The organism is Marinobacterium iners DSM 11526, assembly GCF_900107855.1.
GTDB classification, from domain to species: domain Bacteria; phylum Pseudomonadota; class Gammaproteobacteria; order Pseudomonadales; family Balneatricaceae; genus Marinobacterium; species Marinobacterium iners.
In genome coordinates this window covers 156787-175080 of sequence record NZ_FNRJ01000003.1, presented here as the reverse complement: position 1 = coordinate 175080, position 18294 = coordinate 156787, and the positions used below count along the sequence as shown (strand labels likewise).

Genomic DNA, 18294 nt, shown 5'->3' with positions numbered 1-18294 from the left:
TGGGTATAATTGCTTCATTGTGTAGTCAGGAGTTCAGCATGAAACACCCCTCCGTCATCAGTGAGCATCAACTGGTACTGCCGGATCAGCACCTTCATTACCGTCTGTACCGCAACCCAGTCCTGCACAATGGCCGCAAACTGCTTTTGATCCATGGTGCGGGTGTGGCAGGTGAAGACACCTGGCACATGCTGACCGCCTTTCTTGAGCACTGGCAGGAGATCCTCGTGCCGGATCTGCGCGGCGCAGGGCAAAGTGAATTCCCGGATGGGGGCGAGTACCCCTTTAGCGTGCAGACTTTGGTCAGTGACATGTCTGCGCTACTCGACCAGCTTGGGTGGTGGCAGTTCGACCTGGGAGGCTATTCCCTGGGTGGGCTCGTGAGCATGCTGCTCAAGCAGCGTTACCCAGATCGTGTCGGCAAACAGTTTTTACTGGAGTCGGCTGTGCTGGATCGGCCCGACTGGGTCAGCACCATTGAGTTGCGACAGCGCTATTCGAGCGCGGCCGTGCATTTGCGCTCTGATGACCGGGAGCAGGGGATACGTCAATTCCTCGACACTATTTCACCGAATCGCAAGGCAAGTGCGCAAACAGAATCGGTTGCAGTCAGTCGATTGGCGCGTCGGCCGCTGGGCTTTGCTCATGCATTGGACGCCGTAACGGCTGCCATCAACAGTATCGACCGTGATGCGCTACTGGCATCTCAAGGGGATGTGAGCAGCTTTATCGGAGGGTTGAGTGTGGAGTTGATGCATCAGCTGCATTTGACTCTGGCTGAACAGATGCCCAATTGGCACTACTTTATGGTGCCAGGAACCGATCATTCATTGCCGTTCCAGAAGCCACGACAGATCGCCCGCATTATGAATGCGGAACTCGAACGCTACGTACGCGAATGCTGAGGGAAAGCCCCTAGACTTTTGTCTGATGTTGACAATTTTTCAGCCAGATCAGGTTGACGCCCCTTTTTGGCATGGGTATCGTTGCTTCTGAAAATATTGTCGACAATCTTGATCAGGGGTTGTAGCTGACGTGAGTGAAGAAATCGGGTATCCGAAAGTGGTGCCGCTTGAACCGGAAGCCCGTACGCTGGCTGACCGAGTGTGCCGCCAGATCGTGACGGCCATTGTGAAGGGTGAAATTCCGCCCGGCCACAAGATCAGCGAGCCCGAGCTGGCCAGAACCTATGGTATCAGCCGCGGCCCGTTGCGCGAAGCCATTCGCCGCCTTGAAGGCTGGCGTCTGGTTGAGCGCAAGGCGCATGTAGGGGCTCGAGTGGTTAAGCTGAGTGCCCACGAGTTGATCGAAATTTACCGCGTTCGCGAAGCGCTGGAAGGCATGGCATGCCGACAGGCCGCCAAGAACATGACCGATGCCGAGATCAAGAGTCTGAAGCGCCTGCTGGATGAGCATGAAGCCTCCATTGAGCAACGCGAAGGCCGCTCCTACTTTCAGAAGGAGGGTGATCTCGATTTCCATTACCGAATTGTACAGGGCAGCAAGAACTCCAAACTGCTGGAGCTTCTGGGTGACGACCTGTACCACCTGGTACGTATGTACCGTTATCAATTCAGTGTGTCCAGCTCGCGCCCCAAGCGTGCCCTCAAGGAGCATCGTCAGATTATCGATGCAATCGAGGCACGAGATGAGGAGCTGGCCGAGATGCTGATGCGTCGTCATATCAGTGCCGCACGCCGCAACATCGAAGACAAACTGGATACAGTGACCAAACCTGAAGGGGATAAACATGGCTGAGAAAATGACTGCGGGTGCGCGCTTCCGTAAAGCGCTGGCTGAGAACCAGCCGCTGCAGATCGTTGGTACCGTCAACGCTTACAATGCAATGATGGCTACACGAGTGGGACACCAGGCGATCTACCTGTCCGGTGGTGGTGTTGCCAACGCTTCTTACGGCCTGCCTGATCTGGGCATGACCTCAATGAACGATGTGCTGGAAGATGTATGTCGCATCACCAGTGCCGTCGATACACCACTGGTGGTCGATATCGATACCGGCTGGGGTGGAGCATTCAACATCGCCCGTACCGTAAAAGAGATGATCAAGGGTGGCGCTGCGGCCGTTCATATCGAAGACCAAGTTGCGCAGAAGCGCTGTGGCCACCGTCCCAACAAGGAGATCGTATCCCTTGAAGAGATGGTTGATCGTGTCAAGGCAGCCGTTGATGCCCGTACCGATGATGATTTCTTCATCATGGCACGTACTGATGCGTTCCAAATGGAAGGGCTGAGTGCCGCTGTTGAGCGTGCCCAGGCCTGCCTGGAAGCCGGTGCCGATGCGATTTTTGCCGAAGCCGTACACACGCTGGATGACTACCGTGCCTTCTCCAACGGCATCAACGGTTCTCACTTGCTGGCGAACATCACCGAGTTTGGTGCCACGCCGCTGTTCAACAAGAAAGAGCTGGGTGAGGCTGGTGCCACTATGGTGCTGTACCCGCTGTCAGCCTTCCGTGCCGCCAACAAGGCTGCACTGAATGTATACGAACACCTGCTGAAAGATGGCGACCAGAAAGCGGTTGTCGACACCATGCAGACCCGCATGGAACTGTACGATTTCCTCAACTACCACGACTTTGAGCAGAAGCTGGATGCGCTGTTCAAAGAAGGCAAAAACAAATAAGAATCACGGTATCGGGAGGTCTGACCTCCCGACAACAGATTGAAGGAGAGACAGATGGCAGAAGCAAAGAAACTCGGCGGTGCCGGTCTGCGTGGACAGTCCGCTGGTGAAACCGCTCTGTGTACCGTTGGTAAAAGCGGTGCCGGCCTGACCTACCGCGGCTATGACATCAAGGAGCTGGCTGACAAGGCCCAGTTTGAAGAAGTGGCTTATCTGCTGCTGTACGGAAAACTGCCGAACCAGGCAGAACTCGACGGCTACAAGGCGAAACTGAAGGGTATGCGTGGTTTGCCGGATGCACTGAAAACCGTGCTGGAGCAGATCCCCAAGGATGCGCACCCGATGGATGTGATGCGCACCGGTTGTTCAATGTTGGGGAATCTGGAAACCGAGCAGGATTTCTCCGAGCAGCACGATCATATCGACCGCATGCTGGCTGCTTTCCCGTCGATCATCAACTACTGGTACAACTTTGCGCACCACGGCAAGCGTATCAACACCGAGACCGACGCCGACTCCATTGGCGAACACTTCCTCTGGACTCTGCACGACAAGAAGCCCGAGCCTCTGCACGTCAAGGTGATGCATGCATCCCTGATCCTCTACGCTGAGCATGAGTTTAACGCGTCCACCTTTACCGCTCGTGTATGTGCCTCCACCCTGTCTGACATCCACAGCTGTGTAACTGCAGCTATCGGCTCTCTGCGTGGCCCGCTGCACGGTGGTGCCAACGAAGCTGCCATGGCGATGATCGAGAACTGGAAATCGGCTGACGAAGCGGAAGAGGCGATCATGGGCATGCTAGCCCGCAAGGACAAGATCATGGGCTTCGGTCATGCGATCTACCGTGACTCCGATCCGCGTAACGCCATCATCAAGGAGTGGTCACAGAAACTGGCCGAGCAGGTGGGTGATACCGTGCTGTACCCGGTTTCCGAGCGTGTTGAAGCGGTTATGTGGCGCGAGAAGAAACTGTTCTGTAACGCCGACTTCTTCCACGCGTCTGCCTATCACTTCATGGGTATCCCGACCGAGCTGTTCACGCCGATCTTCGTGTGTTCGCGTGTAGCCGGCTGGACAGCGCATGTGATGGAGCAGCGTGCCAATAACCGCATTATCCGTCCGTCCGCTGACTACACAGGTCCCGAGTCGGCCGAATGGGTTGCGATCAAAGACCGTCCCTGATCGGGCTGTCTGATCGTCCCTGGTTGCAGCGGTCTGCATCCGCAGCCGCTGCCATATGCCCCTGAATACATCGATGGACACCAGTCATATGAACACTCAATACCGTAAATCACTTGCGGGCACCGGTCTGGACTATTTCGACACCCGCGCGGCGGTCGATGCCATTGCACCGGGTGCTTACGCCACTCTGCCATATACCTCGCGTGTACTGGCCGAACAGCTGGTGCGCCGCTGTGAGCCCGAAGCACTGACCGATTCACTGAAGCAGCTGATTGAGCGCAAGCGCGACCTGGATTTTCCCTGGTATCCGGCGCGCGTGGTTTGCCACGACATTCTGGGTCAGACAGCATTGGTTGATCTGGCCGGTCTGCGTGATGCCATTGCCGAGAAGGGCGGTGATCCTGCCAAGGTCAACCCGGTTGTACCGACCCAGTTGATCGTTGACCACTCGCTGGCCGTTGAGGCAGCCGGCTTCGATCCGGACGCGTTCGAGAAGAACCGCGCCATCGAAGACCGTCGCAATGAAGACCGCTTCCACTTCATCGAATGGACCAAAACCGCATTCAAGAACGTGGATGTGATCCCGGCCGGTAACGGCATCATGCACCAGATCAACCTGGAGAAGATGTCCCCGGTGATTCAGGCCCGTGATGGTGTTGCCTTCCCGGATACCTGTGTAGGTACCGACTCCCACACCCCGCACGTGGACGCGTTGGGCGTCATCGCCATCGGTGTGGGTGGCCTGGAAGCCGAAACTGTAATGCTGGGTCACCCGTCCATGATGCGCCTGCCGGATATCGTCGGCGTCGAACTGACCGGCAAACGCAAGCCGGGCATCACCGCAACCGATATCGTACTGGCTATCACCGAATTCCTGCGTAAGGAACGTGTGGTTGGGGCCTACCTGGAGTTCTTCGGTGAAGGTGCTGACAGCCTGACTATCGGTGACCGTGCCACCATCTCCAACATGACACCGGAATACGGTGCCACTGCGGCGATGTTCTACATCGATGGACAGACTATCGATTATCTGAAGCTGACTGGACGTGAGCCTGAACAGGTAGCCCTGGTGGAACAGTATGCCAAGGAAACCGGTCTTTGGGCTGATGACCTGAAAACCGCCCAGTACGAGCGTGTGCTGAGCTTTGATCTGTCTACAGTTGAACGCAACCTGGCCGGTCCGTCCAACCCGCACCGTCGCCTCCCGACCGCTGCTCTGCACGAGCGTGGCATTGCCGATGAAGACAAGCTAGCGGCAGCCCGTGCTGAAGAGGCTGAAGGCAAGCTGCCGGACGGCGCTGTGATCATTGCGGCAATTACGTCATGTACCAACACGTCTAACCCGCGTAACGTGGTGGCAGCCGGCCTGCTGGCCAAGAAAGCCAACGAGCTGGGTCTGATCCGCAAGCCTTGGGTGAAGTCTTCTTTTGCACCGGGCTCCAAAGTGGCTCGTCTGTACCTGGAAGAGGCTGGATTGCTGTCGGAACTGGAAAAGCTGGGCTTCGGTATCGTGGCCTATGCCTGCACCACCTGTAACGGCATGTCCGGTGCACTGGATCCGAAGATCCAGCAGGAGATCATCGATCGCGATCTGTACGCGACTGCTGTTCTGTCCGGTAACCGTAACTTCGATGGTCGCATTCACCCATACGCCAAGCAGGCGTTCCTGGCGTCTCCGCCGCTGGTTGTGGCCTACGCCATTGCCGGTACCGTTCGCTTCGATATCGAGAAAGATGCGCTGGGCACCGACAAGGATGGTAACCCGATCACCCTGAAGGATCTGTGGCCGTCGGACGAAGAGATCGATGCGATTGTAGCCAAAGCGGTGAAGCCTGAGCAGTTCAAGCAGGTCTACATTCCGATGTTCGATCTGGGCAAAGTTGAAGAAGCAGAAAGCCCGCTCTATGACTGGCGTGAGATGTCCACATACATTCGCCGCCCGCCGTACTGGGAAGGTGCGCTGGCCGGTGAGCGTACCCTGACTGGTATGCGTCCGTTGGCGGTGTTGCCTGACAACATCACCACCGACCACTTGTCACCCTCCAACGCCATCATGATGGACAGTGCGGCTGGTGAATACCTGCACAAGATGGGAGTGCCGGAGGAGGACTTCAACTCATACGCAACGCACCGTGGCGACCACCTGACGGCGCAGCGTGCAACCTTTGCCAACCCGAAACTGATCAACGAGATGGCCATCGTCGACGGTGAGGTCAAGCAAGGATCGCTGGCGCGTGTTGAGCCTGAAGGCAAAGTCATGCGGATGTGGGAAGTGATTGAAGCCTACATGCAGCGCAAGCAGAACCTGATCATCGTTGCCGGTGCTGACTACGGTCAGGGCTCGTCCCGTGACTGGGCGGCCAAGGGCGTGCGTCTGGCGGGTGTTGAAGCGATTGTGGCCGAAGGCTTCGAGCGTATTCACCGTACCAACCTCGTGGGCATGGGTGTGTTGCCGCTGCAGTTCCGTGAAGGCGAAACCCGTCACACCTACGGCATCGATGGTACCGAAACCTACGATGTGAAAGGCGAGATCGCACCGGGTGCCACCCTGACGCTGGTGATCAACCGTCGCAACGGCGAAAGCGTTGAAGTGCCGGTGATCTGTCGTCTGGATACCGCTGCCGAAGTGGAAACCTACAAGGCCGGTGGTGTGCTGCAGCGCTTTGCCAAGGAGTTCCTGGAAGCGGAAGGCGCTGCCTGATTCCGGACTCTGTAACCGCTCGGGTCATTTTGATGGCCCGCGCATTTCCCGGACTTGATATTGAATCCGTGCCGGGATGTAACTGCAACGGACACGCCGTAAACCCATCCATGGGGGCTCGATGGCGCCATCCTTGGCGCCACACGGTCCGTTGCAGCCACACCCCGCCATTCGTTCTCGTCTCTCGACAGTATTCCAAGCCCGGCAACCGACTTATTTTGGAGCATCTCAATGTCCAGTGTTCCCCAGATTAAAATTCCGGCCACTTATATCCGTGGCGGTACCTCCAAGGGTGTTTTCTTCAACCTGACCGACCTGCCTGAAGCAGCTCAGGTACCGGGCGAAGCCCGTGACAAGATCCTGCAACGCGTTATTGGCAGCCCCGATCCCTACGGCCAGCAGATTGACGGCATGGGCGGTGCTACGTCCAGCACCTCCAAAACCGTCATTCTGGCCAAAAGTGAACAGCCCGATCACGACGTGGACTATTTGTTCGGACAGGTCGCGATCAACAAGGCGTTCGTCGACTGGTCCGGCAACTGTGGCAACTTGACCGCTGCGGTGGGGGCTTTTGCCATTAGCAAAGGGCTGGTTGACCCTGAGCGCGTGCCGGAAAACGGTATCTGCACCGTGCGCATCTGGCAGAAGAACATCCAGAAAACCATTATCGCCCATGTGCCGATCACCAACGGTGAGGTACAGGAAACCGGTGATTTTGAGCTGGATGGCGTGACTTTCCCGGCAGCCGAGGTAGTGATCGAGTTCATGGACCCCGCCGATGGCGAAGGCTCCATGTTCCCGACCGGTAACGTGGTCGATGAGCTGGAAGTACCGGGAGTGGGTACCTTCAAGGCCAGTATGATCAATGCCGGCATCCCCACCATCTTCGTCAACGCGGCCGATATCGGTTACTCCGGTACCGAACTGCAGAAAGACATCAATGGCGATGCCGAGGCACTGGCCCGGTTTGAGACCATGCGTGCCTATGGTGCAGTCAAGATGGGCCTGATCAAGGATATCGAAGAGGCCGTTGCCCGCCAGCATACTCCGAAGATCGCTTTTGTGGCACCGGCGACCGATTATGAAGCTTCCAGCGGCAAGCAGATCAAGGCCAGCGATATTGATGTATGTGTGCGTGCGCTCTCCATGGGCAAGCTGCATCATGCCATGATGGGCACCGCATCTGTTGCAATTGCCACCGCTGCAGCCGTACCCGGCACGCTGGTTAACCTGGCTGCCGGCGGTGTTGACCGAGACGCTGTGACCTTCGGCCATCCGTCCGGTACCCTGCGAGTGGGTGCCGCAGCTGAACAGGTTAACGGTGAATGGACGGCCACCAAAGCGGTCATGAGCCGCAGTGCCCGAGTGTTGATGGAAGGCTGGGTTAGAATTCCGGGCGATACCTTCTAGCAGCCATTTCACTGTGATCTGATACAACAACGCCCGCCTTTTACAGCGCGGGCGTTTTATTATTGGATGAATATAAGCTTAAGCGAGACAGTATTTGCTTGACTGGCGTACAATCAGACTTCTAAACCAGCAGTACATGGATTGGTCATGCCACCCCTGCATCGTCCCCACAAACCCATTTCCAGTCGAGTTGTTTTTTTGGCTGCACTCCTCCTGGTCATTGCCGGGCTGGCGGTGACGGAATATGTTGTCCGAATGGCGGAACAGCGGGTGGCTCAGGTCAGGACCATCGAAGCAACAGCGATTCTGGCACAGATGCGAGCGCAGCTAGAAAGCGAAATCAATTCTGTCCTTTATCTCTCCCGAGGACTGATAAGCTACGTGGCTGTTCAGCCTGCCTATGACCCTGATCGCTGGCGTGAGCTGGCGGCTGAAGTGGCTCACGATTCGACGCTTGTGCGCAATATCGGTTTGGCGCCTGATAACGTGATGCGTTTTGTTTATCCGCTTGAAGGTAATGAGCAGGCCCTGGGGCTTGATTACCGCAACACACCTGAGCAATGGCCGGCTGTTGAACGTGCCATTTCAAGCGGAAAGTTGAACCTGGCAGGACCTTTCGAGCTGAAACAGGGCGGGGTCGGCATTGTTGCTCGCAGCCCTGTTTATTTCATGGATGACGGAAAGAAGCGCTACTGGGGGCTGGCATCCATCGTTATAGATTTCCCACGTCTGCTTGAGCAGGCCAGGGTGAGTGCTCATGTTGAGGGCTTTGATATAGCGATCAGGGGGCGAGATGGTTTTGGTGCCAAAGGCGCGGTGTTTTTTGGGCTTGCCAAGGTGTTTGAAGACCCTGTAGTTGAAATGACGGTTCATTTCCCCAACGGCAGCTGGATAATGGCTGCGCGCTCAAGCCCGGGTGTTTCAACGCCTGTTATTGTTATCCGACTTGCCGCATGGTTGCTGATCATGATTCTGGCAGGCCTGTTTCTGTTGCTGTTCCGCCTTTATCGCTTTGCCCACGAGCAGTCTGTATCCGACCCGCTCACCGGTCTGGCCAATCGACGGCTGCTGCTGGGGCGTGCAGAGTACCTTGCCCAATTGTACTCACGCACAGGGCAGGGGTTTGCACTTTTCTTTGTCGATCTGAACCGATTCAAGCAGGTGAATGACCGGTTCGGTCACCATGTGGGTGATCAGCTATTGATCGAAGCGGCCAACCGGTTGAGTCAAAGTGTCCGACAGTCCGATACGCTGGCCCGCAACGGGGGCGATGAATTCATTTTGCTTCAGCCGGGGGTCAATGCCGGTGATGCATCGGCTATAGCATCGAAGCTTGAGGCGATGATGGACCGGCCATTTATGATTGAGGGTCATTCGTTGCAGATTTCGGCCAGTGTGGGCTGCGCGGTGTTCCCGCAGGATGTGAATAATGTGGAGGCCGTGATCAATTTGGCTGACAGCCGGATGTACGAGCGTAAACAGGAAAAACGGGCCCGCCAGAGCTGAACTCTGGCGGGAGAGATATACTCAGCGTTGGCTAAGGACCGGTTTGAGTTTCTCGTTCATGGTGCGCAGGCTGTCTTCGGTGGTTTTCCAGTCGATGCAGGCATCAGTAACGGATACGCCATACTTCAGCTCAGACAGATCCTGAGGAATGGACTGGTTGCCCCACTCCAGGTTGCTTTCGATCATCAGGCCAACAATTGACTGGTTGCCTTCCAGAATCTGGTTGGCCACGTTGTCTGCCACCAGCGGCTGCAGTGCCGGGTCCTTGCTGGAGTTGGCATGACTGCAGTCGATCATGATGTTGGCTTTCTGTCCGGCTTTTTCCAGCGCCTGCTCACACAGTTTTACACTGACAGAATCATAGTTGGGCTTGCCATCGCCGCCGCGCAGTACGACATGTCCATAACGGTTGCCACGGGTACGCACGATCGATACCTGGCCGCCGCCATTCATGCCTAGAAAGCTGTGAGGATGGCTGACCGACTTCATGGCATTTACCGCCACATCCAGACCGCCATCGGTACCGTTCTTGAACCCCACGGCACAGGAGAGACCGGATGACATCTCGCGGTGGGTCTGAGATTCAGTGGTACGGGCGCCAATGGCGGACCAGCTGATCAAGTCCTGCATATACTGAGGGCTGTTGGGGTCCAGAGCTTCTGTTGCCAGCGGCAGGCCCATTTCAGCCAGATCCAGCAGCAACTTTCGACCAATATGGAGTCCTTCCTCGATATCAAAGGAGTCGTTCATGTGTGGGTCGTTGATCAGGCCTTTCCAGCCCACGGTGGTGCGAGGTTTTTCAAAGTAGACACGCATAACCAGATACAGAGTATCCTTGACCTCTTCGGCCAGCACCTTGAGACGGCGGCCATACTCCAGAGCTGCTTCAGGGTCATGGATCGAGCAGGGGCCAACGACCATAAACAGGCGATTGTCCTTGCGATCGAGTATGTCTTTGATTACCTGGCGGCCCTGCATCACGCTGGCGGCAGCGGTTTCCGTCAAGGGCAGACGAGCCTTGAGCTCTTCCGGCGTTACCAGAGGGGTGTTGGATTCAATATTAAGGTCTTCTACACGTGTATCGGTCATCGTTAAGTCCTGACAGCGGCTGGAATGCTGAAAATACGGCGCCCGGCGCCGATCTCAGCTAGTTTTACCATATCGCTGCAGTGGTTATAAGTGCCTTTAGGTTGTAGTTGTACTCACTTGTTCAGGTGTCAGTGATAAACTGGCTTTTTTGCGATGAACGTTCAGGCCCTGTCAGGGTCACAATTCACATCTCATTGACCGATAAAGGAATTCAGCCTTGTATCCCGCTCTGTCAAAACCCCTGTATCTGCTTTTGACCTTGCTGCTGGCGCTGCCGTCAGCTGCCAACGCATTCAGCTTTGGCTCATCCAGTAATGAGCCACTGCCGGTCGAACAGGCATTTCAGCTGCGCAGTGAGCTGGGCAATGCAGGTGAAATTAAGCTGGTGTGGGACGTACAACCGGACTACTACCTCTACCGTGACAAGATCGAGATCGGTCTGCCAGATCATCTGCAGCTGGTCGACCGGCGTGATATGAGTGGTGAAATGAAAGAGGACCCGTTGTTTGGGCGGGTGGAGGTCTATCACAACACTGCACAGGTTGATTTGTTGCTGGGCCATCAGATGGGTAAGGCTGATGCGGGCACTCTCAATGTCACCTATCAAGGGTGCTGGGAAGGCGGCGTCTGTTATCCGCCCGTAACGGAGCAGCTGGATGTGAACAATTTGCCGGCTGCAGCGGGTCTTGCCTGGGCTGAGTCGTCAGCTGTGGCATCGGTACCTGCCACGGCCCAGGCTGACCAGCCCTTTGTCAGTGAGCAGGATCAGTTCGCGGGCCTTTTGGCCAGTGGCAACTGGCTCCTGATGCTTGGGGCCTTTTTCCTTGCCGGCCTGGCACTGTCGTTTACGCCCTGTGTCTTGCCGATGATTCCGATACTGTCTGGAATTATCGCGGGGCAGGGGCATCATGTCAGTACTCTGCGCGCCTTTATGCTGTCGCTGGTTTATGTGCTGGCAATGGCGCTGACCTATACCCTGGCCGGCGTTCTCGCGGGCCTGTTTGGGGCCAATCTGCAGGCAAGCTTTCAGAATCCGTGGATTATCGGCAGCTTCAGCGCTGTTTTTGTGTTGCTGGCCCTGTCGATGTTCGGCTTTTATGAATTGCAGCTGCCCTCGGCACTTCAGAGCCGTGTCAGTACAGTCAGTCATCGCCAGAAAGGCGGTACCCTTACAGGGGTGGCCGTAATGGGCCTGCTGTCAGCGTTGATCGTCGGCCCGTGCATGGCGGCCCCGCTGGCCGGTGCGTTGATCTATATTGGCCAGAGCGGTGATCCTGTATTGGGTGGTGCTGCATTGTTCGCGCTGTCGCTGGGTATGGGCGTACCTTTGCTGCTGGTGGGCGCGTCTGCCGGCAAGTTGCTTCCAAGAGCCGGTGTCTGGATGGAAAGTGTCAAGGCTGGGTTTGGTGTCATTCTGTTGTTGATGGCGGTCTGGATGCTGGATCGGGTGGTTGCCACCGAAGTAACTATGTTGTTGGCCGGTCTGATTCTGGTAATCAGTGCCGTTTATCTACGCGCATTGGACAAACTGCCGGAACAAGGCAATGGCTGGCATCGCTTCTGGAAAGGGGTGGGGCTGATCCTGCTGGTATACGGCGCTGCGCTGCTGATCGGAGTCATGGCGGGTAATCCCAGCCTGCTGTATCCACTGCAGGGAATTGTCGGCGGTGGGGCCCAGGCGCAGCAGAGGGCTGAGCTGCCGTTCACCACGATCAAAACCGAGTCTGAGCTGGATGCGATTCTGCAGCAGGCTCAGGCCAATGGCGAGCCTGTGATGCTGGACTTCTATGCGGACTGGTGTATCGCCTGTATCGAACTGGAGCATGTCACCTTCAGCGATGCAGGTGTACAGAGGGCCTTGACTCCGTTCCGGTTGGTCAAGCTGGATCTGACCGCACACAATGACGAGGCACGTGCCTTGTACAAACGATTCGGCATCATCGGTCCACCGGCACTGGTTTTTTACGATGCCAATGGTGAGGTACGCCCCGATCTGACTTTAATCGGTGTGATCGATCCTGAAGATTTCATCGCTCAGACCGGCCGGATCACATTCTGAGACGTAAACAGTAAAGCGGCGAAGCTGTTTCGGCGCTTTACTGGTGGTATGTCAGCTCTGCAACTCAGGCAAGTCGCAGAACAGCTCCAGCGCCTCGGGGTTGGCCAGCGCATCCTTGTTTTTAACCTCTTCTCCCAATACCACCTTGCGCACAGCCAACTCAACAATTTTGCCGCTGATGGTGCGCGGAATGTCCGTTACCTGTATCACCTTGGCGGGTACGTGACGGGGGGTGGTGTTGGCCCGAATGGTATCCCTGATCCGCTTGATCAGCTCATCGGTGAGGTTGAAGCCTTCCTTGAGTCGCACGAACAGGACGACCCGAACATCATTGTCCCAAGGCTGGCCGATACAAAGGCTTTCCAGTACTTCGTCCACCTTTTCAACCTGACGATAGATTTCGGCCGTGCCGATGCGAACACCACCGGGGTTAAGCACGGCATCGGAGCGCCCATGAATGATCAGACCATCATGTTCGGTAATCTCGCCGTAGTCACCGTGCGCCCAGATGTTGTCGAACTGGCCAAAGTAGGCATCATGGTATTTCTGACCATCCTCGTCATTCCAGAACCCGATTGGCATGGATGGGAAGGGGCGGGTGCAGACCAGCTCGCCCTTTTTACCGCGCACAGGTTTGCCGTTGTCATCAAAGATCTCGACCGCCATGCCAAGGCCTCGACACTGCAGTTCACCCGCGTAGACCGGACGGATAGGGCAGCCCAGCGCAAAGCAGGAGACGATGTCAGTGCCGCCTGAAATGGATGACAGCTGGAGTTCATGCTTGATGTCACGATAGACATATTCAAAACTTTCATGTGCCAGTGGCGAGCCGGTCGACAGCACTGAACGCAGTTTTTCCAGGTTATGGCTCTCACGAGGTTTAACGCCGGCTTTCTCAAGCGCTGCAATATATTTTGCACTGGTGCCAAATACCGTGATCCCTTCCTGTTCGGCGATATCCCAGAGAATGGAAGGTTGGGGAGCAAAGGGCGAGCCGTCGAACAGCATCAGGGTACAACCGGTTGCAAGCCCGGATACCAGCCAGTTCCACATCATCCAGCCACAGGTGGTGTAGTAGAACAGGCAGTCGTCACGGCCCACATCCGTATGCAGGATATGCTCTTTCAAGTGCTGAATCAGGGTGCCACCGGCGCTGTGTACGATGCACTTGGGTACACCGGTTGTGCCTGATGAGTACATCACATACAGGGGGTGGTCGAACGGCAATGGCTCAAACTCGATTTCACTCGCTTGTGCGTCGATAAAGTCAGGCAGCAGTACCGCACGATCAAGGCCGCTGATATCGGGCGTGGCTTCAAGGAAGGGGACTACAACTATTTTTTCAACCGAATGCAGTTGATCAGCGATCCCCTGTACCCGCTCCAGACTGTTGAGCCGCTTGCCGTTGTAGCGATAGCCATCCGTTGTCAGCAGGATTTTCGGCTCAACTTGACCAAAACGGTCCAGTACGCCATTGATGCCGAAATCCGGTGAGCAGGAACTCCAGATGGCACCGATGGAAGCTGTTGCCAGCATCCCGATCAGGGTTGCCGGAATGTTGGGCATGAAGCCTGAGACGCGGTCACCTCGAGTAACCCCCTCGCGCCGCAAAGCACTCGCCAGTTGTGCCACCTGAAGGTAAAGCTCGGCATGACTCAGTTCTATGCGAGTGTCGTCCTCGCCACGGAAAATAACGGCAGGCCTTTGGTCCCGGTAGCGCAGCAGGTTTTGAGCAAAATTCAGTCGCGCATCAGGAAACCAGCGAGCACCGGGCATGCGTTCAGGATGCTCCAGCACACGGTTCCCCTTGTCACCGATAATCCCGGCGTAATCCCACAGGTCACTCCAGAAAGTCTCGCTGTGCTCAGTACTCCACTGATGCAGGGCTTGATAATTGTTCAGATCGAGCTGATGGCGCTGGTTCAGAGTCTGCATGAAATCATAAAGGCGGGTAGCCCGGCAGCGTGCCTCATCGGGTGCCCAGAGTGGCTCAGTCATCGACCTCTCCTGATTGTTCTCTTGTTGTTATGGTGAGTCGGCTGTATGCACGAAACATAAGCAGGCAGCCGAAAGTTTACGTTAACGTAAACTTTCATGGATCTGCCGGTTTTAGTCAAGGGGGTAGGGGTTATTACTGAATGGTTTAGCGCAGGTATTCGCGGCTTATTTCGCGGAAGGTGTCGGTTCCGGCACGGCGTAACCACTCAAAGGCGACCATTTCACGGGTGACTACATAAATGCCGCACTGACGGAATCGCGCCAGAGCAGCCGCCTTGTCGGCCGGTGAACGAGATGACACACAGTCCTCAACCACATAGACCTCACGTGCCTGCTGCTTCAGTTCAATGGCGGTTTGCAGCACGCACACGTGGGTTTCCATGCCGATCAGGATCACCTGATTGTGCTTGCCGGCATTGATGCGGCGGTTGGGTTCGGGGTCGGACATGGCCGAAAAGTGAATTTTCTCCATCACGTTTTCAGGCGGCAGAATCGCCTGAAGTTGTGGCAATGTAGCACCCAACCCCTGCGGGTACTGCTCGGTGGTCAAGACAGGCACTTCAAGCCGGTTGGCAATATTGATCAGCCATTCGCAGTTGCTGACAATCTGGTCAGCTTCATGGATAACCGGCGCCATGCGCTGCTGGATGTCGATCACCAGCAGGCAGGATTTGTCAGGATGAATCAGCATGGTGTCTCCTCGCTGCGTTTTTGTTGCAGCATAGCGGCTGCAATGATTTTAGGGAAACCGGATGGATCAATTCAGCGTTGTCGATATGGCATCTTGGCAGGGATGTGGTAGCCTGCCGAGCCATTAATGCTGATAATCACAACAAAACAGTAGCCATGGAGTCTGTTATGAAAGTCTATTCCATTGACGGCATTACCCCGGTGATTGATCCAACGGCCTATGTACACCCGACTGCTGTACTGATTGGGGATGTAATCATTGGTCCGCGCTGTTACGTGGGGCCGGCGGCTTGTTTGCGCGGTGACTTTGGTCGCCTGGTGCTGAAAGAGGGTGCCAACATTCAGGATACCTGTGTCATGCACGGTTTCCCCGGTACCGATACCGTGATCGAAGAGGATGGCCATATTGGTCACGGGGCTGTGCTGCACGGTTGCGTCATCAAGCGTAACGCACTGGTTGGGATGAATGCCGTGATCATGGATGATGCAGTGGTTGGCGAGTCCGCGATTGTGGCTGCCATGTCATTCGTAAAGGCCAAGTTCGAAGTTCCAGCACGTACACTGGTGGCAGGATCACCTGCGCGCATTATTCGTGAGCTGAGCGATGAAGAAATTGAGTGGAAGGGAATGGGCACGCGCCAGTACCAGGACCTGACCATCCGCAGCCTGAATACCATGCAGGAAGTGGAACCGCTCACAGAGGTTGAGCCTGATCGCAAGCGACTCAGCTTTGATGACAGTGTCATTCCGTTGTCTGAACTCAAACAGCGCTCAGCCCGGGATTGAGTGACAGGATACGCCGCAAGTCAGGACTGCGGCGTATCATCCTTGTCTGAATCCTTGTCACCGGTATAGAACTGCGGCCAGTAGCGTTGAACCACTGGCCCGTGGGTATCAAAGCTGTGGCAGGTGTTCAGTGTTGGCGGAGGTGTTTCGCCACCAATGCCAAAATCCTCCCGTTTTTCGCGCTCCTGATGGGTGGTCTGGTAGGCGGTGGTTGCCATGGTGCCTAGCATCTCCAGCAGATGGGTGCAGCCCTGAGTTCCACCCAACAAGTCACGGGTCAGACGAGTAAAGCCAGGTGCAATCCGGTGACCGATCAGGCGGCGAAAATTGTCGGCGATATTCGGGCAATGCTTGAATGGCGTGTAGTCCATGCTGGCCTGAACGTCATGAATCAGCAGGTCGTAATCAACGGTCAGCCGCAGTGCCATCTTGTGAAGTGGCTCTCCGGTGGGAATGATGCCATCGTTGCGCTCAATAACCTGCAGGTCAAAGCTCTTAAGGTCTACCAGTTCGCCCTCCACGTCCCATAGTCCATCTCTGCGCTTGTAGCCTTTGCAGGTAATATAACGGGTGTGTAGCAGTTCACGGTCTTCAGCAGGGGGCAGGGGCATCGTTCGTCACTCGGTTTGCTGGCCAGGCGGCTTAAAGGCCGCCAAAGCGTTTGTAAAAACGGGGCGCGGGTTCAGGCAGTGGGCCATCCGCAGTTTCCTGGGTAGCCGCCAGCCATTGATCGGCTCCGGAGTAAATCCGGCGGTAGATATTCCGACACAGCACCCGCGCGGACGTACCAGCCCAGTCGGCAGGCAGCAGCTTTTCGGGGAGCAGCGGGTCACGTAGCAGCAATCGTCGGTAATGGTGGATCAACAATGTGCGCAGCTGAAAGCACTGTTCCGGGTCAAGATTTTCGGCAGACTCCAATGCACGCAGGATCGGACGAAACCGGTCAAGAAACTGCTTATAGTCCTCTGCCAGTTGCTGCAGATTCCAGCATTCATGCACCAACTGTTTCAGCGCAGCCGACGTTTGGGTCGTACCCACCATTTCAGCACGCATATGGATCACTTCAGCCTGAACACACAGCTCCTGCAGGGTGTTATAGAGCTCCTGCTGATCTGCCATCGGGTGCGCCATGATGCTCGGCGCAATGTTACCGAAACCCTGCCACTCAAGCTCTTTTTTCAGTACTTTGCGCAGTTCGTTATCCAGCTGGGTGGCGAGCACCATGTCCCACTTGCCGTCCCACTCGGGGTAGAGTTCGGCGTAGATGCGACGAAAGGCGCTCTCAAAGCGGCGCCGACCGGAATCGGTCAGGGTGTAGTAGCTGCGGCGGCCAATTTGATTGGAGGTCAGCCAACCGCCTTTGGTCAGACGAAAGATGGAAGTGCGCACCAGTCGCTGATTAAGGCCCAGTGGCTCCAGCAGATTGATCAGGCTGCCCAGCCACACGGTACCGCCACGGGGCGCGATGGCATCACCAAAGATGGTGATGATCAGCGATCCGCCTCGGATGGGCCTCTGTTCCTGGAACTCCTGAACAAGTTCTTCAATACAGCGCAGTCTGGTCATCAAAAATGTATCATTTTCGTTAAGAAGCAGGGGATTCTATGTTGAACCCGGGGCGGGCATCAAGGAAAACCCCTGTAAACCTCAGGCGCGCGAAAGGTACTTGCCGGTTTCTGTGTTGATCTTGACCTTCTCACCCGATTCGAGGAACTCGGGTACCTGCAGTTCAAGGCCGGTTGCAAACTTGGCCGGCTTGGTGCGACCAGTCGCGCTGGCTGCTTTCATGCCCGGTACGGTTTCGATGATCTCCATCACCACTGTGCCGGGTACTTCAATAGTCATCACCTTGCCTTCAACCAGCAGTGCCATGATGTTTTCCATGCCATCCATCAGGTAGGGCAGCTGTGCTTCGATCGTGTCGGCATCAATCATGTACTGGCTGTAGTCTTCTGAATCCATGAAGGTGTACAAATCACCTTCCTTGTACAGGTAGGAGCACTTACGCCGTTCGAGCTGTGCTTCCTTGAGCATGTCGTCGCCGGTGAAGGTTTCTTCATACTTGCCGCCACCGGGCAGCTTGCTGAAGCGCATCCGATACAGGGTCTGGGCACCGCGTGCTGTCGGACTCTTTACATCGATCTGCTGCACCAGCATGTACTGGCCATTGAGTTCGATCAGGTTACCGCGTTTGACATCTGCCGCTTTGGGCATGGTGATACTCCA

The 18294-nt window shown here is 56.0% G+C and carries 15 protein-coding genes; 9 read left to right on the top strand and 6 right to left on the bottom strand.

The annotated features are described in order from the left end of the window. Positions 1-38: 38 nt before the first annotated feature. From BLV48_RS05485 to BLV48_RS05455, 7 genes are all read left to right on the top strand, one after another. A complete protein-coding gene (locus BLV48_RS05485) occupies positions 39-905 on the top strand; it encodes an alpha/beta fold hydrolase (RefSeq protein ID WP_091824301.1) in 867 nt (288 codons plus the stop codon). Positions 906-1035: 130 nt separating this feature from the next. Further along, positions 1036-1758 (top strand): GntR family transcriptional regulator, encoded by a 723-nt coding sequence (locus BLV48_RS05480; RefSeq protein ID WP_091824299.1) that lies wholly within the window; start codon positions 1036-1038, stop codon positions 1756-1758. Continuing rightward, positions 1751-2644 (top strand): methylisocitrate lyase, encoded by an 894-nt coding sequence (gene prpB / locus BLV48_RS05475; protein WP_091824296.1) that lies wholly within the window; start codon positions 1751-1753, stop codon positions 2642-2644. The genes BLV48_RS05480 and prpB overlap by 8 nt, the downstream gene beginning before the upstream one ends. Positions 2645-2698: 54 nt before the next feature. Beyond that, positions 2699-3829 carry a bifunctional 2-methylcitrate synthase/citrate synthase gene (gene prpC / locus BLV48_RS05470; protein WP_091824293.1) on the top strand — a complete coding sequence of 377 codons (1131 nt, stop codon included), beginning with the start codon at positions 2699-2701 and terminating at the stop codon, positions 3827-3829. Positions 3830-3917: 88 nt separating this feature from the next. Continuing rightward, entirely contained in the window at positions 3918-6530 is a 2613-nt protein-coding gene (gene acnD / locus BLV48_RS05465; RefSeq protein WP_091824553.1) for a Fe/S-dependent 2-methylisocitrate dehydratase AcnD, read from the top strand. Between the two features lie 231 nt (positions 6531-6761). Beyond that, positions 6762-7940, top strand: coding sequence for a 2-methylaconitate cis-trans isomerase PrpF (prpF, locus tag BLV48_RS05460; protein ID WP_091824290.1), 1179 nt, complete (start codon positions 6762-6764; stop codon positions 7938-7940). Positions 7941-8138: 198 nt separating this feature from the next. Then, positions 8139-9446, top strand: a complete 1308-nt coding sequence (locus tag BLV48_RS05455; protein ID WP_175527590.1) for a diguanylate cyclase domain-containing protein — start codon at positions 8139-8141, stop codon at positions 9444-9446. Positions 9447-9467: 21 nt separating this feature from the next. Here the strand turns inward: BLV48_RS05455 and BLV48_RS05450 are convergent, their stop codons facing one another. Continuing rightward, on the bottom strand, positions 9468-10535 hold the full coding sequence (locus tag BLV48_RS05450; RefSeq protein ID WP_091824284.1) for a 3-deoxy-7-phosphoheptulonate synthase: 1068 nt from the start codon (positions 10533-10535) through the stop codon (positions 9468-9470). 217 nt (positions 10536-10752) lie between these two features. Here BLV48_RS05450 and dsbD point away from each other — a divergent pair, with 217 nt between their 5' ends. After that, positions 10753-12594, top strand: coding sequence for a protein-disulfide reductase DsbD (gene dsbD, locus BLV48_RS05445; RefSeq protein ID WP_091824281.1), 1842 nt, complete (start codon positions 10753-10755; stop codon positions 12592-12594). Between the two features lie 51 nt (positions 12595-12645). On the opposite strand, the gene BLV48_RS05440 is transcribed toward dsbD, so the two are convergent. Continuing rightward, a complete protein-coding gene (locus tag BLV48_RS05440) occupies positions 12646-14592 on the bottom strand; it encodes an acetoacetate--CoA ligase (RefSeq protein ID WP_091824278.1) in 1947 nt (648 codons plus the stop codon). Positions 14593-14737: 145 nt separating this feature from the next. Further along, entirely contained in the window at positions 14738-15283 is a 546-nt protein-coding gene (locus tag BLV48_RS05435) for a hydrolase (protein WP_091824275.1), read from the bottom strand. A 167-nt stretch (positions 15284-15450) separates the two neighbouring features. Here BLV48_RS05435 and paaY point away from each other — a divergent pair, with 167 nt between their 5' ends. After that, entirely contained in the window at positions 15451-16068 is a 618-nt protein-coding gene (paaY, locus tag BLV48_RS05430) for a phenylacetic acid degradation protein PaaY (RefSeq protein WP_091824272.1), read from the top strand. Between the two features lie 20 nt (positions 16069-16088). Here the strand turns inward: paaY and BLV48_RS05425 are convergent, their stop codons facing one another. The 3 genes from BLV48_RS05425 to efpL all read right to left on the bottom strand — a co-directional run bounded on the left by BLV48_RS05425 (position 16089) and on the right by efpL (position 18282). Beyond that, positions 16089-16679 (bottom strand): DUF2889 domain-containing protein, encoded by a 591-nt coding sequence (locus BLV48_RS05425; protein WP_091824269.1) that lies wholly within the window; start codon positions 16677-16679, stop codon positions 16089-16091. A 31-nt stretch (positions 16680-16710) separates the two neighbouring features. Further along, on the bottom strand, positions 16711-17634 hold the full coding sequence (gene paaX / locus BLV48_RS05420) for a phenylacetic acid degradation operon negative regulatory protein PaaX (protein ID WP_091824267.1): 924 nt from the start codon (positions 17632-17634) through the stop codon (positions 16711-16713). A gap of 81 nt (positions 17635-17715) precedes the next feature. Beyond that, the gene (gene efpL, locus BLV48_RS05415) at positions 17716-18282 is read right to left on the bottom strand and encodes an elongation factor P-like protein EfpL (RefSeq protein WP_091824264.1); all 567 of its coding nucleotides are present in this window, start codon (positions 18280-18282) and stop codon (positions 17716-17718) included. Positions 18283-18294 lie beyond the last annotated feature (12 nt).

What these genes read in the sequence shown, in the direction of transcription:
- BLV48_RS05485 (WP_091824301.1), top strand. Translation starts at nt 39, where the DNA reads ATGAAACACCCCTCCGTCATCAGTGAGCATCAACTGGTACTGCCGGAT.
- prpB (WP_091824296.1), top strand. Translation starts at nt 1,751, where the DNA reads ATGGCTGAGAAAATGACTGCGGGTGCGCGCTTCCGTAAAGCGCTGGCT.
- prpC (WP_091824293.1), top strand. Translation starts at nt 2,699, where the DNA reads ATGGCAGAAGCAAAGAAACTCGGCGGTGCCGGTCTGCGTGGACAGTCC.
- acnD (WP_091824553.1), top strand. Translation starts at nt 3,918, where the DNA reads ATGAACACTCAATACCGTAAATCACTTGCGGGCACCGGTCTGGACTAT.
- prpF (WP_091824290.1), top strand. Translation starts at nt 6,762, where the DNA reads ATGTCCAGTGTTCCCCAGATTAAAATTCCGGCCACTTATATCCGTGGC.
- BLV48_RS05450 (WP_091824284.1), bottom strand. Translation starts at nt 10,535, where the DNA reads ATGACCGATACACGTGTAGAAGACCTTAATATTGAATCCAACACCCCT.
- BLV48_RS05440 (WP_091824278.1), bottom strand. Translation starts at nt 14,592, where the DNA reads ATGACTGAGCCACTCTGGGCACCCGATGAGGCACGCTGCCGGGCTACC.
- BLV48_RS05435 (WP_091824275.1), bottom strand. Translation starts at nt 15,283, where the DNA reads ATGCTGATTCATCCTGACAAATCCTGCCTGCTGGTGATCGACATCCAG.
- paaY (WP_091824272.1), top strand. Translation starts at nt 15,451, where the DNA reads ATGAAAGTCTATTCCATTGACGGCATTACCCCGGTGATTGATCCAACG.
- BLV48_RS05425 (WP_091824269.1), bottom strand. Translation starts at nt 16,679, where the DNA reads ATGCCCCTGCCCCCTGCTGAAGACCGTGAACTGCTACACACCCGTTAT.
- paaX (WP_091824267.1), bottom strand. Translation starts at nt 17,634, where the DNA reads ATGACCAGACTGCGCTGTATTGAAGAACTTGTTCAGGAGTTCCAGGAA.
- efpL (WP_091824264.1), bottom strand. Translation starts at nt 18,282, where the DNA reads ATGCCCAAAGCGGCAGATGTCAAACGCGGTAACCTGATCGAACTCAAT.